This window comes from Kitasatospora sp. NPDC038210 (assembly GCF_055600605.1).
Window position 1 is genome coordinate 1 of record NZ_JBVJYK010000058.1, and the last position, 12,233, is coordinate 12,233.

General features: G+C 70.2%; 11 protein-coding genes. 5 read left to right on the forward strand and 6 right to left on the reverse strand.

Going from position 1 to position 12,233, the window contains the following annotated elements:
• Positions 1–174 precede the first annotated feature (174 nt).
• Positions 175–2,106 carry a hypothetical protein gene (locus ACZ7KX_RS42005; protein ID WP_470331224.1) on the reverse strand — a complete coding sequence of 644 codons (1,932 nt, stop codon included), beginning with the start codon at positions 2,104–2,106 and terminating at the stop codon, positions 175–177.
• A gap of 675 nt (positions 2,107–2,781) precedes the next feature.
• Here ACZ7KX_RS42005 and ACZ7KX_RS42010 point away from each other — a divergent pair.
• On the forward strand, positions 2,782–3,627 hold the full coding sequence (locus ACZ7KX_RS42010) for a hypothetical protein (RefSeq protein WP_470331225.1): 846 nt from the start codon (positions 2,782–2,784) through the stop codon (positions 3,625–3,627).
• A gap of 84 nt (positions 3,628–3,711) precedes the next feature.
• On the opposite strand, the gene ACZ7KX_RS42015 is transcribed toward ACZ7KX_RS42010, so the two are convergent.
• Positions 3,712–4,119 carry a hypothetical protein gene (locus ACZ7KX_RS42015; RefSeq protein WP_470331226.1) on the reverse strand — a complete coding sequence of 136 codons (408 nt, stop codon included), beginning with the start codon at positions 4,117–4,119 and terminating at the stop codon, positions 3,712–3,714.
• A gap of 591 nt (positions 4,120–4,710) precedes the next feature.
• Here ACZ7KX_RS42015 and ACZ7KX_RS42020 point away from each other — a divergent pair.
• Positions 4,711–5,166, forward strand: a complete 456-nt coding sequence (locus ACZ7KX_RS42020; RefSeq protein ID WP_470331227.1) for an LppU/SCO3897 family protein — start codon at positions 4,711–4,713, stop codon at positions 5,164–5,166.
• Between the two features lie 94 nt (positions 5,167–5,260).
• On the opposite strand, the gene ACZ7KX_RS42025 is transcribed toward ACZ7KX_RS42020, so the two are convergent.
• Together ACZ7KX_RS42025 and ACZ7KX_RS42030 are read right to left on the reverse strand one after the other, a co-directional pair.
• Positions 5,261–5,521 carry a hypothetical protein gene (locus ACZ7KX_RS42025; protein ID WP_470331228.1) on the reverse strand — a complete coding sequence of 87 codons (261 nt, stop codon included), beginning with the start codon at positions 5,519–5,521 and terminating at the stop codon, positions 5,261–5,263.
• Positions 5,522–5,892: 371 nt separating this feature from the next.
• On the reverse strand, positions 5,893–6,360 hold the full coding sequence (locus tag ACZ7KX_RS42030; RefSeq protein WP_470331229.1) for a hypothetical protein: 468 nt from the start codon (positions 6,358–6,360) through the stop codon (positions 5,893–5,895).
• A 263-nt stretch (positions 6,361–6,623) separates the two neighbouring features.
• Here ACZ7KX_RS42030 and ACZ7KX_RS42035 point away from each other — a divergent pair, with 263 nt between their 5' ends.
• The 3 genes from ACZ7KX_RS42035 (at position 6,624) to ACZ7KX_RS42045 (ending at position 9,069) form a co-directional block, all read left to right on the forward strand.
• The gene (locus ACZ7KX_RS42035) at positions 6,624–7,430 is read left to right on the forward strand and encodes a hypothetical protein (RefSeq protein ID WP_470331230.1); all 807 of its coding nucleotides are present in this window, start codon (positions 6,624–6,626) and stop codon (positions 7,428–7,430) included.
• Between the two features lie 760 nt (positions 7,431–8,190).
• A complete protein-coding gene (locus ACZ7KX_RS42040) occupies positions 8,191–8,343 on the forward strand; it encodes a hypothetical protein (protein ID WP_470331231.1) in 153 nt (50 codons plus the stop codon).
• Positions 8,344–8,562: 219 nt separating this feature from the next.
• Entirely contained in the window at positions 8,563–9,069 is a 507-nt protein-coding gene (locus tag ACZ7KX_RS42045; protein ID WP_470331232.1) for a hypothetical protein, read from the forward strand.
• A gap of 1,270 nt (positions 9,070–10,339) precedes the next feature.
• Here the strand turns inward: ACZ7KX_RS42045 and ACZ7KX_RS42050 are convergent.
• Together ACZ7KX_RS42050 and ACZ7KX_RS42055 are read right to left on the reverse strand one after the other, a co-directional pair.
• Positions 10,340–11,122, reverse strand: a complete 783-nt coding sequence (locus tag ACZ7KX_RS42050; protein WP_470331233.1) for a hypothetical protein — start codon at positions 11,120–11,122, stop codon at positions 10,340–10,342.
• Positions 11,123–11,389: 267 nt separating this feature from the next.
• Positions 11,390–11,896, reverse strand: a complete 507-nt coding sequence (locus ACZ7KX_RS42055) for a hypothetical protein (RefSeq protein ID WP_470331234.1) — start codon at positions 11,894–11,896, stop codon at positions 11,390–11,392.
• Between the last annotated feature and the right edge of the window lie 337 nt (positions 11,897–12,233).

The following is a 12,233-nucleotide window of genomic DNA, read 5'->3' on the forward strand; positions in this document are numbered from 1 at the left end:
CATCACCCGAACCCCGGCCAGCACGCCAGTACGGCCAACGTTCACACGTACGAGCGATCACGAAACAAGAGAAACGGGACTTAACGTCCACTGAGAAGCCTCTGTGCCAGCAGCTCGTCTCATCCAGGCATCCTCGTTCGGACCATCTGGCAGGCTGCCAGGTGTGGAAGGCGCCTACTGCGACTTCGGCGGCCAGTCGTACGGGGGCAGCCTGCGGTGCAGGGCGCGCCCGGTTCCCCCTTGCTTGTCCTCGTAGGTGGCGGCGCGGATCGTGCCGAAGGAGACCTCGCTGTCCCGCATCACGTCCACCCCCTCCACCCGGAAGGCGATCCATCCCGCGCCGGGCATGGGCCCTGACACCCAGGGGGTGACGACGCTGCGGACGTTGGTCTCGCCCGCCACGATGGTGCCCCTGTGGCCGTCGGGGTCGGTGATCTTCACTCCCGTTTCGGTGAAGGCAAGTCGGCTCTTTGTGCCGTTGGGCCCCTCGACCCACTTCGCGGTCACACTGTTCAGATCCGCCGTGTCGGCCGAGACGGTGCCCCACACCTGGCCGCTGCCCCTGCGGACGTCGATGCCGTTCTCGGGGAACTCGATCCAGCCCTTGCCGCCGTCGCGGTCGCCGACCCACGTGGTGTTGACGCTGTTGAGGTCGGCCTTGTGAGCGATGACGTCGCCCCGGTTGTTGCCGCCGTCGCGGTGGACGCGGATGCCGCTCGTGGGGAAGTCGATCCAGCCGTCGCCGGTGCTGCGGCCTTGGACCCACTTGGTGTTGACGCCGTCCACGTCGGCCTTGCCCGCGTGGACGGTGCCCCACGCGTCGGTGCCGTTTCCACGGACGTCGATGCCGTTCTCGGGGAACCCGATCCAGCCCTTGCCGCCGTCGCGGTCGCCGACCCACGTGGTGTTGACGCTCTGCAGGTTGGCTTTGCCGGCGGTGATGTCGCCCGGGGCCACGTTGCCGTCCTTGTGGAGGCTCGCCCCGGACGGGGTGAACTCGACCCAGCCCGCGCCCGCGTCGCGGCCGCCCGCCCACTTGGTGTTGACGCCGTCCACGTCGGCCCGGGCGGCCGTGACAACGCCCGGGACGTTGGTCGGGCCGTGGTACACGTTGACGCCGCTGTCCGGGAAGGTGATCCAGCCGTTGTCGTTGGTCCGCCCCTGGACGAGCCTGGTGATCACCCTGTCCACGTCGGCCTTGTCGGCCGTCACCCTGCCCAGGTCATGCTGCGGGTCCCGGACGTCCACGCCGTCCTCGGTGAAGCCGAGGCGGCCCTTGTCCGCCGTCCCCTCGACCCACAGGGAGCGCGTCCCGCTGCCGAACTCGGGGATGATCGCGTGGACGGTGGTGGTGAGGAAGTACCCGTGCTGCTGCCCTCCGTCGTTCGTCCCGGCGATCAGGGTGTAGGTGGTGCCACGTTTTGGGACGGGGACGGAGCGGCTGTAGGGCCGGTCCGTCACCGCGGAGCCGGGGAACGGCTCGATGTGGTCCACCGGGCCGTCCGGCCGGTGGATCCAGTAGTGGAGGTTGTCGGGGCCGTTCCACCTCAGTTCGAGCTGCCCGCCCGTATCCCCGTCCACCAGGGCGGACGCCGGGTGGAAGTTGCGCGGGACCCGCGGCGTCTGCTTCACCACCGCGAGCGTGGTGGTGTAGGTGCCCATTTGTATCTTCGTTGGCCCCTCGCTGAGGCCGGTCTCCTCACGGATGGTCAGGAGGACCAGCCCGCCGTCCCGGGTGATGGGGATGTTGTCCAGCGTCAGCGTCATCGAGGCCTGGCCGGGAAATCTCTGCTTCGCTGTCGGCGCCTGGGGGACGTGGACCCGGAACGCCTGCTCGGTCTCGTCCCACTTGAACGTCGGATTCTCCAGGTTCAGGGGCGTGCTCCAGGTGATGTCGACGTCCGGCTTGATCGCCGGACGGTCGTCCGTCAGGCGGTCACGTTCGGGGCCGAGCGGGATCGCCACATCGATGTACCTCCAGTCCACCTCCTCCTGGTGGGTGTTGGAGACGACGATGTACACCGTCCCCACGGACGGTGCCCCGTCGGCCGACGCCTGCAATGACGTCGGATCCGTGACGATCTCGTAGTGCAGCAAGGACGGCACAGCGCGGACTCCCTACCTCGGTGCTCCCGCGATGCGGGCAGACGACAGGACAGGTGCTACTGGCCCGTCAACCGTACGCATCGCTTTGCCGACCGGGAGTCGCGCTTCTGCGGAGCTGGCCCGAACAGGCTCTCCCTCTGGCTGGAACCGCCATCGAAGGGACGATCGAGGTTCTGGCGCCCGCCGGGGGCCGGGCCGCGCCAGCCGGATGCTGAACGGAACCAAACCCGAGTCGCACGGGTGGTAGCGCCCGGTTCGCGGAGCGGGACGACCAGTACGCGGGGCCCAGCCCAGCATGGAGGCCATCCAGGGGCCAGGAACCAGGCGCTGAGCGGAGTGACCAGCCCTCACTGAAGCCGTCTTCCACCATGACGAACAGCGGACGACGGGCAGAACTGGCGGACCCACATGACCACACCGCCAGGCCCGACGCTTCCTGCCGGAAGTCACTGATTGGGTCACCTGGTACGGCGGGCTGGAGGCCTTCGCTGACCCGTTCGATGGGAGGGCCTACTGGACCGCTCGCGGGCCGGTGGTCGTGACCGGCACCGAGATCGGTGCGGCCTGCTATTTTGGCTGCTGGTTGCTGGTTGCTGGTTGCTGGTTGCTGGCTGCTGGCTGCTGGCTGTGGACCTGTAGGCCCGTGCCGGCCTGACGAGCCCTAGGATCGCTGGCATGGGAAGCATGACCGGCCCGGGCAACTGGCGCGTCACCGTACTCGACCAGCAGAGCAAGCGCGGTCTTGAGCCCACGCACCGTGTCCCGGTGGAGCCGTTCGCCCGGCGCGACGACCTGGTCATCGGCGGTCGCACCTTCGAAATCACCTGTACCGACACCGCCGGGCGCGTCCGGTGGACCCACCCCATCCCGGGGGTGCCCAACGCGGCGCACATCTCTTCCGGGCGCGTCCTCGTCACCACCAGCTCGGTGAACTACTGCGCGTGGGGACCCATCGGCCCCGCCTACCTCCTCGACCTCGCCGACGGGACCCTGATCGCCGAACTCCGCGGCGAGCGAGGCGCGGCACTCGACGGGGGCCGGTTCCTGCTCGGACTTGAGGGCTACGACTTCTTCCACACCTGGCAGTACGACCGCGACGGCGACCTCACCGACACCTGGCACACCTACGGCCACTACGTCGTCGGGACCGGCGTGCGCGTCGTCGAGACCGACCGCGGGAACCCCGCCGGCAGCCGCGTCGTGCGGCTCCGCCCCGACGGGGCGATCGAGCGCAGTCCGCTGCTACTCACCGCGCCCCAGGTGGGGCGCCCGGTCGTCCTGCCCGACGGCACCGTCCTGCTCCTCGACGCGGGCGTGCTGCGGGCCGTCGGCCGCGACCTGACGGACACCGTGCTCGCCGAACTCGTCACCGTTCCCGGCGGCGAGGGCCACCGGTTCACCTCCACCCTGGAGCACACCGCCGCCGATCGCCTCACCGCCGTCATCCGCGAGCAGAACCCCGAACGGGCGAACAAGCACATCAGTCACACCTGGACGCTCGCCCTCCACCCGCCGAAGTGACGGGTGGAGGGCGGCCGGCGGTCTGTCAGCCCACGAGGGGGAGTTCGGCGGGCTCCGCCGTGGCCGGTCCCGTAGGCAGCGCGGTCAGGCCCTCAAGGTCCTCAAGGACCGTCCGGCCGGCCGGGTGCCCGCGTGCCGGATGGAACGGCCCGCATGCTGCGGTGGCGGTCCGGCGCCGTGGAGTTGCCGGCGGGCCCGGGAATTTCGGGTGCCGGTCTTCGCCGCACTGAGGTATCCCTCATTGGAGCCGATCACGAAGCCGGCAGCGATCAGCAGTGGGATCAGTGCGGACTCGCGGATTTCCTGGGTGTCCCGCGACCAGATCTCCCGGGCGGCGACGGCACCTTCGGCGCGATGGACCGCCTGCACTCCCAAGACGAGAGAGGTCACGGGGACCGCCGTCCGCTCGACCTGCCGCAACCGCTCGACTCCCTGAAGTTCCCCCAGCCCGTACACCAGCCGGGATGCCAAGAGCCCCAGCACGATCAGCACCCCCTCCCAGAACGCGTCGTCACCGCGACGCGTCAGCTCCGCGACCAGCTCTCTGGAGGCCTGCGGGGCACCGCTGCGCACCGTGTCGTCGAGGGCCGCCTCGACCAGGACGTCGGGGGACGGGTCCTGCGGGAAAGGGGCGGGCGAGGCTGCAGGGGTGGGGCACCGGGAGTCATACGCCGACCGTAGCCAACAGCGGTCGCAGGCATGAAGGCCGCACTGCCCGACCAGGTGCTCACCTGAACGCCGGCCCAGCCCAGACCTGCAGACCGCTGTCCGGCACCACCGCGAGAGCGCTTGAACCGGATCCGAACCTCCTGCCTGCGGCCGACGCCACCACTCACGGGCTGTTCCACACCGGCTCCCACCACGCCCCCGCCGCCGTGAAGACGGCCGAACTCACACCGGGACCGGAGCGCGGGCCGCAAGCCTGCACCGTTACGCCGCCCCCAGTGGTTTACGGCCCTGCTGCCGCCTGCGCGGCGAGGGCCAGGGCCTGGTCGCTGGGTGGGCTTGGCACGTCGGCCCCGTACACGATCCGCTGCTATTGTTCGGCGCCGCAATCCGATGATCCGACCACAAGGAGCTGTCATGACGTCCCCGTTGCTCCGGGCCGCCAACCCACACTCGACCGCTTCGGAACCGACTTCCTCCTCACTCCTGCGCCGGTTCGGCAAGGCCTCGCGGGCGCCGCTCATCCTGGTCGCCCTGGCCACCATCGGGCTGCTGGTCGCCGGCTGGCTGAGCACGACCGAGGCCGATGCCGCTCGGGTCGGTGACTGCATGCATGATCGCGGTGTTGCGTCCAGAGCGGATCTGCAGATCGTGGGCTGCGGCAAACCGGATGCTCAGTACAAGGTCGTCAAGATCGCCCGGGATGCCAGCCAGTACCGGCCCTGCTACGGCGAGGGGCCCGAGATCTTCGGTTCATACACCCAGAAACGATCGACCAGCGTCGTCGTGCTCTGTCTGGCCGTCAACCCCGATCGGCCGGGCGGCCCTGTCCAGCCCCCCAACTGGCCCGACGAGTACGGCCAGACCGGCTGACGCCTCACAGGCTCCGGCGGACCCGAAGGGAGACTTCCCGGTCGCTGGCCAGGTCGCGCGCCGATCAAGGTGAAGCTGGAGAACCGCGGCACCGCTACAGTAACCGCAGGCCGACCCGCCGGTTGGGCACGGCGGGACCGGCGTGCTGGGCGCGTGGCCGGTGATCGAGGAACTGAGCGAAGCCGCGCAGCGGCTGGCGGAGCTGCTGGAGGAGCGCGGCGACGTCGAGGGTGCGGTGGCGGGTGTACCGGCAGGCGCCCGGGGATCCGAACGCGTCGTACGGGCTCGCGCAGCTCTTGGTCCGGCACAGCCGGGGTGACGAGGCGGTGGACGTGCTGCGTGCCCAGGCCGACATTAGCCCGGGCGAGGACTGGATCCTCCACACCCTGGCCCACCTCGATGCTCTCAAGGCTCGCCGCGGCGGCGAGGACGTTGGCCTTCCTGAGGCCATCCACGGGCCAACCCCGAAACAGAGCACCTCCTGACCGCAGGTGAGGGGGCCAGCCACTGGCCGGCACCCTCACGCTGTCTGCGGACGTCAACCACCCGGCCGAGACCTCACCACCGCCGTTGCTCGCCGACTCCCGGCGTAGGGCGTGCAGCTCCCCTCGTGGCAACCCGCGGCCGCTGCCACGCCGCGGCCCGGTCCGCCTCGGCCTCCGCCGCGGCGTCCCGCTGGGCGCGGCGGCACGCGCGGAGGCGATCACCATCAGCCGCGCTTGGCCATCACCGTCGTGAAGGTGCAGACCGGGCAGGGGGATCAGTTCCACCGAGGTCACGCCCGGCCGGCGGGCCCAAGCGGTTTGGCGAGTCGGGCCGGGTCGTCGACGTGCCGGAGCCGTCGGCGACCTTGATGGCCGCGAGGACCTTGTCGATGTCGACGCCGGTCGTGATGGCCTTGTCGGTCTGCAGGGCCAGCTCGGCGCCCTTGACGGCTTTGCCGCCGGGCAGGAAGGTCAGTCCCACCGTGCAGCTGGGCGACGTGCCGCCGCTGCGGCTGCACTCGTCGGCGTCCTTGGCGATGCTGTTGGCCGCGGCTTCGATGACGGCCTTGGCGAGCTTCAGGAAGATTCCGAGTTCGGTGAAGCGCTGGGTGGCCTTGCGGTCGACCTCGGTGGTGGTGCTGCCGAGCCAGACGATGTCGTAGTACGCCGCGGGCCCACTGGGCGCCTCCGACTGGCTGGACTCGCTCAACTCCGCGCTCCTGCGGGGCTCCTACGAGAAGGAGGCCAAGGCCGCCCGCGCCCGGCTCGCCGGAGTGGACACGGCGGAACTCGGGCACCGGATCCCGACGGGTGGCTGGCGAACCACCGGCTGCCTCCTGCTTCCACCGGAGCAACGGGGAGTGCGAGCGGAATCGGGGGGTGTCCTCATGGAGAAGGCGTGCCCCGTGCTACGAGTTCCTCGGGCAGGGCCCTCAGCGCGCGCCCATCAGCCATCCCGCGCAAGGAGTCGACATGGCAACCCAGGTATCCACCGAGCCCGTCACCGACGGTCCCTCCGCTCCCACCACCAAGCAGACGCAGCACGGCACCGTGACCTGGTACACCTACCAGACCTCGCCCAGCGCCTCGGACCAGGCGCTCCGGGACTCCGCCGCCTTCATCTCAAGCCTGAATCCGCCGAGCTCCACGGGACAGCCCGAATCCCTCGCGAGCAACATCATCAGCGCAGTCGGGGTCGGGGCGCAGATCATCGGCACGGTCGTCCAGGCCGGGCAGTTCGGGCTCGGCATCGCCAACACGGCGAGGGCCTACCAGAACCCGGCCGCCAACACCAGCACCACCAACCCGACGCAAGTCCAGCAGGGGGTGGCGACGATCGTCTACACGAACAACGCCCTGGTGCCGCTGGCCTTCACCGCCACCAAGACCGCGGGGTGTCAGCTCGCCCAGGCGCCGACCACGCTCACCACCGGCCAGTCGGGCAACGTGCTGCTGACCCGGAACCAAGCCCTGGACGGTTCCTCCCAGGCGAACCTCACGCTCGAGATCGGCACCGGACCCGGAGCCGGCATCTTGCTCTCCATGCTGTTCAACTACAGCGCGAGCGCCTCGGTGTGGACGCTCGGCATGACCGTCGACTTCGGCACCTCCCCGGCCAGCTTCGACTTCCCCTCCACCCCCAGCCTCGCCGGATGCGCCTTCGCCCCCAACGGACAGTCGACCGGCTACCCCAACTTCTCGGTCTACTTCTCGCCGATCGAAGCCAGCAGTGGTTCGATGCAGGTCATGATCTACCCCAATTCGAGCGCCGGTTCGTAAGTGTCACCCACAGGACGCCCACGCGGCCTCCCCTCGCGCCCGAGCCCCGTCCCGGGCCGCGTACCCGGCGCTGTAGCTCGAAGGCGGGCTCACCACCGGAACTCGACGAGAAAGCCGGCCCGGACCGGCTGGAGCCCCAAGTGCGTGCAGTCTCGCGCGGCGAGGGACTTGGGCGCGCTGGTGCTGCCGGCCCCGACGAAGCGGGAGCCGGTGTCCGCGCCGGTCTCCGCCCCGGACGATCCGTGGTGAGAGATACGGGTCTTGTACCCGAAGCTGTACCCAGCGCCTCGCCCTGCTCGGCGCCCGCTGCCGCGACCTTCCCCAACTCATCACCCCGACAACCCTCTCCCTCCCCTTCCTGTCCTTGGCTTTGTGGGTGGTGGTTGGCTGCTTGGGTGGGGCGGTGGCGTTGAGGGTTCGCTGCGCCTGCGGCGGGCCTTTTCTTCTCTCGCGTCCCGGCTGGTGCCGGCTGCTCGCGGTTGGCGGGGTGGGCCGGGGCGCGGGCGGTGCCAGAAGGCCACCGGGCCGCCCCTGTCGAGCCCCGCCGCCTCGTTCCTCGGACGCGGCGGGCACAGGCGGGCAGAGACGCGGGCTTCCGCCGGATGGCGCGGACCTACTCGCTGAGCGCCTACCGGTACGGCTTCGGAGTGCGCGAGCTGGCGGACATCTACGAGGTCGCCCGGCTGATGGCACCGGCGGACCCGTACCGGGCGGCCGAGCGGGCGTTGGACGTGCTGGGGCGAAGCACCGTGACCCGCTGGTGTTCGGCTCCCTCTTCGGCAACCACGTGCCCTGCGAGGATGACGAGGATGCCGACCTGCCCAGCCCCGTGTTCCGCATCGTCACCGCCGCCGACGTCGCCGCGTGGTACCTGACGCCTGTCGTCGTCACCGTCGCACCGTGCGGTGTCTGAGGCCGGCACAGGCGCTACGGCCGGGGCTCCAGCACCCCGGCCGCAGCCTGGACCCTGCACTACTCCCAGCGCATGCCGAGTTCGGTGAGCCGCTCGGCCCGGGAGCGAACCGTCGCACGCTCGGAGGCTGACGTTGTGTTAGCTCTAGCTCCAGGCCCAGAACCTTGCCAGACTCGATGCTCGGGTCGCGGCGCGTCGGCACACCTGAGGGGGATGAGCATGGCCAAGCAGGGTCCCGGTTGGGGAATGATGTGGATCTACGAGCCCTGGCGTGCTGGCGGGGACAACGGCATCGAGATCGACACGCGGGTGTTCGCCACTTTCGAGGAGGCCCGCGCGGCTGCACTCGATGAGTGGATGCGCATGCCGGTTGCGAGCGAGGGGGTTCCCAATGCGATCTCGCAACTGCGCTCCTGCCGCCCAGGCGAGGACGTGATGATCAGCTATGGGGACCTCAAGGACGCCTTGGCGATCTACCGAGTGCGGAACGGCCAGAATGCCCGCGACGCGGGCATGGCGTTCTACGTGCATTGGCGGGACACGCTGTTCGATGTCCTCGGACCCGAAATCATGGCCTCCCGCGGAGCGTTGGTCTGGTACGGCTGGAATCCCCGCCCGAATGCCCCGGCCACTCCTCCGACAGGCGGCAGTGGCGGGTCCTCCTGCCTGCTAGTCACGCTTGGGCTGCTGCTGGGCTTGGTCCTCCTTGGCTGGGCCTGGAGCTAGTTACTGACTCGGGCTCATCTGAGGTGTCCCTCGCCCGAACTGATCTCGCAGGCGCCCGGTGCGTACCGTTTCGTCGAGGGCCGTCTCCACGAGGACGTCGGTAGAGGCGTCCTGGGGGAGCGGGCCGGGTGGGGCCGAAGGTGTGGGGGCGTCGGGAGTCATCTGCCGACCGTAACCAACAGCGGGCGCCGACACGGAGCCCCGACTGTCTGACCAGGCGCTTGCCCGCGGGTCGGCCCAGGACCTGGAGACCAGCTTCCAGCAGCACCTGGGAGCGTCTGAACCAGGCCCGGGCTCTCTCGCCCGCCGGGTAGCGCGAAGCCCGCCGCCACCCACGGCCTGGCCCACGCCGGATCCCGCCGCGAGCCCGCCGCCGCGGTGAAACCAGAACCTGCACCGGGACCGGGGCGCGGTTCGCCGACCTGCACCGCTACGCTGCCCCCAAGCTGCCCGCCGGATCCGAGACGCACGTCCCGGGCCATCACCGGCGGGCGCCCTCCCCGCGGCCGACGGCTCTGCTCCCGTCTGCGGTTCGGCGATGGCCAGGGCGTCATCGATCGCCTCGCACAGCAGCGGCAGTTCGCGTACCGGGTCGCCCAGGACGGTGGCCGGCATCGCCGCCACCAGTGCGCACACCGCCGCCGGCGCGACTCGCTCACCAGCATTCAGCGTCAGCGGCCCGTCAGCGAGAGGGTGGCCCGCGACGACGTCCGCGGCCAGGCCGTAGCGCAGCTCCTCGTCGAGCCGGCCTTCGCTGCCGGGCACGATCTCCCGCCCGCTGGTCCGCACGATCGCGTCGGTGCCCGCTCCAGGCGCATCCGGTGCCGCGCGTCCGCCTGCCGCCCGGCCAGGTCCCGCACCCACCAGGCAGCCCGCCGCCCCGTCTCGCCGGCTACGGCCAGCACCTCGCGCGCCGCCTGCTCCCGATCCTGTTGTGCCGGTCCGTGGATGTGCTGCGCCTCGTCCGGGCCGGGACCGGCGCCATCGTCGCGTCGGGGTGGGGATGTCGCGTTCGGCGTCATGCCTGTTGAACCCGGCCTCCTGCCCGGGTTACGGCCCCCACACGGGGGCCTGCCGCGAGTGCTCCTGGCTTGCCCACAATCAGGAACCGCACGGACGACCCAATCCCGGGCCCGGCCGCACCACGTCCGGCCGGGCGGCCGGTGGCGTCAGGGGTAGCAGCTACGGTGCCCGGCGTGGACTTTGCTGATCTTGACTACCGGGTCCGGATGCAGACCGGCTCCGTGCAGCGATCCGCCGCAGGGACGGGTCAGGAACCCACGCCCCAGTCCCGGTCGAACAGCTGCTTGAGTCGGGCTGCTTCGTCGTCCAGGGTGGCTTTGACCTTCCGCATGGTCTCGCTGTCCCGATTGATCGCGGCGTTCTGCAGATCCGACTCCACCGCGAACCAGACACCGATCAGATTGGTCTCGTGTTTGCAGGCGATGTCGGCGTCGCCCCGAACGATCTCGGCCTCGCTCGGTGGCTGATCCGCAGCCATCGCAAGGCCCTCGGAGGCGCGCAGGGGAGTGGCCACGTCGTGGCCCCGGCCTTTCATGCAGGACGACCAGGCGGCGATGGCTGCGGTCACCCGGGGATCGGCCTGGGAGTCCTCGAAGGACTTGGCCTTGAGTGTGGCGACGATCCCCTGTTCGCCGTTGCCGGGGCCGAGCGGTCCGGCGGCTGCGGCCGGGAGGATCCGGTCGAGCTCCGTGAGGCAGCCGTGTTCGGGCAGTGGCTTTCCGGCGAAGCTCGACACCCGGTTCCGGGTCCGGGGGTCGACGCCTGTCAGGACGGTCTGTGCGTCGAGCGGGAGTTTGCCGATCGGCGTGGTCTTGTGCGGGTCTGCGGTCTCCGGGAGGTGATAGCCCCACCGGTGTGTCTCTTCGGCGTCGCTGATGCCGTATCGGCGTTTCATGGTCTCGAACGCTCCGGCCGGCGTCCGGTCCGGTCGGGCCGGTACCGGGTAGTCCTGCCCGTACCGCTTCATGCAGGCGCCGGTCGCGGCCTGCTGGACCCAGTTGAACTGTACCGACTGCGTGGGCGAGAGCATGTAGGCCTCGACCGGCAGGTGCAGTTCCGCCGTTCCGGCGGCGACGGTCGGGGTGGCAACCGGCTGCGGGGGAGCGAGCGCGCCGGTAGCGGTGGGGGTGCAGCCGGCCGCGGCCAGCAGGAGGAGAGCAGCGCCGCTCCGGCAGTGGCGCGGTCGTACGGCCGGGCGGCGCTTCATGGTGCCCTATCGGTCGATGAGGTCGGTACGGAGCGCTGCCGCCGGGCAGGCGGCCCGGCGGCAGCACCCGTTCGGGCAAACCGGCGGGGGTCAGCAGGCGGCGCCGATGCTCTCTTCCTTGTTCTTCACGGTGGACGTGAGGTTGCCGCCACGGCCGGCAGGGACGTAGTTCGCATCGCCGGTGAACCACGCTCCGGAGTAGACCCCGACGGCGCAGCCGCCCTCGACGGCCTCGACGCTCGCGGCATCGTGCCAGACGGCCGCTCCGGCACCGTTCGAGCCGTAGCCGTCGTTGTGGAAGTATTCGCCCCCGAGGGAGGCCACCTTCCCGGACGAGGACAACCAAATGGCACCCTCGGCACCACTGTTGTAGTACAGGCAGAAGAAAGTCGCCTCGTCGCTGCCGACGGTGCAGCGGAACGGTGTCGAGACTGTGCTCCAGCCATTGATCCATGTCCCCGACGCGTGCGCCTGGCTGGTGCCGGTGATGAGGCCGGCGCCGGCGAGTGCCACGGCGACGGCCGCGCTGCCCGCTCGTCTGCCGAGTTTCCTGCGCACCGAGCCGGCGCGGCCGATGCCGGACGCGATGGTCTTCATTGGTCCCCCTGTGCGTGGGCCGGTTGGTCAGTCCCGGCGCTTCCAGTGCGAGGCGATCCCCCGTGACGGGAACGACCTTCCCCCGTACGGCAACCCGCACCGTCTCGTCTCGTGACGTACCGTCTCGTCTCGCCTCGCGGGAACCATGTTCCCCGCGCAAGACGATCACGTCAAGACGGCACGTGACGTCTCGTGGAATGTCTCGTGGAATACTCCGAACCATGCCGCCAGCACCGAATCCGGACCTCCGCAACCAACGCTCCCACCGCGCCATCCTCGACGCCGCCCTCGACATCGCCGTCCGCGACGGCTACGCCCGGGTCACCATCGAGGGCAT

Bases quoted from the DNA above. Each gene is read 5' to 3' on its own strand.
- ACZ7KX_RS42010 (WP_470331225.1), top strand. From the start codon at position 2,782: ATGGGAAGCATGACCGGCCCGGGCAACTGGCGCGTCACCGTACTCGAC.
- ACZ7KX_RS42020 (WP_470331227.1), top strand. From the start codon at position 4,711: ATGACGTCCCCGTTGCTCCGGGCCGCCAACCCACACTCGACCGCTTCG.
- ACZ7KX_RS42025 (WP_470331228.1), bottom strand. From the start codon at position 5,521: ATGTCGGCCTGGGCACGCAGCACGTCCACCGCCTCGTCACCCCGGCTG.
- ACZ7KX_RS42035 (WP_470331230.1), top strand. From the start codon at position 6,624: ATGGCAACCCAGGTATCCACCGAGCCCGTCACCGACGGTCCCTCCGCT.
- ACZ7KX_RS42045 (WP_470331232.1), top strand. From the start codon at position 8,563: ATGGCCAAGCAGGGTCCCGGTTGGGGAATGATGTGGATCTACGAGCCC.
- ACZ7KX_RS42050 (WP_470331233.1), bottom strand. From the start codon at position 11,122: ATGCTCTCGCCCACGCAGTCGGTACAGTTCAACTGGGTCCAGCAGGCC.
- ACZ7KX_RS42055 (WP_470331234.1), bottom strand. From the start codon at position 11,896: ATGAAGACCATCGCGTCCGGCATCGGCCGCGCCGGCTCGGTGCGCAGG.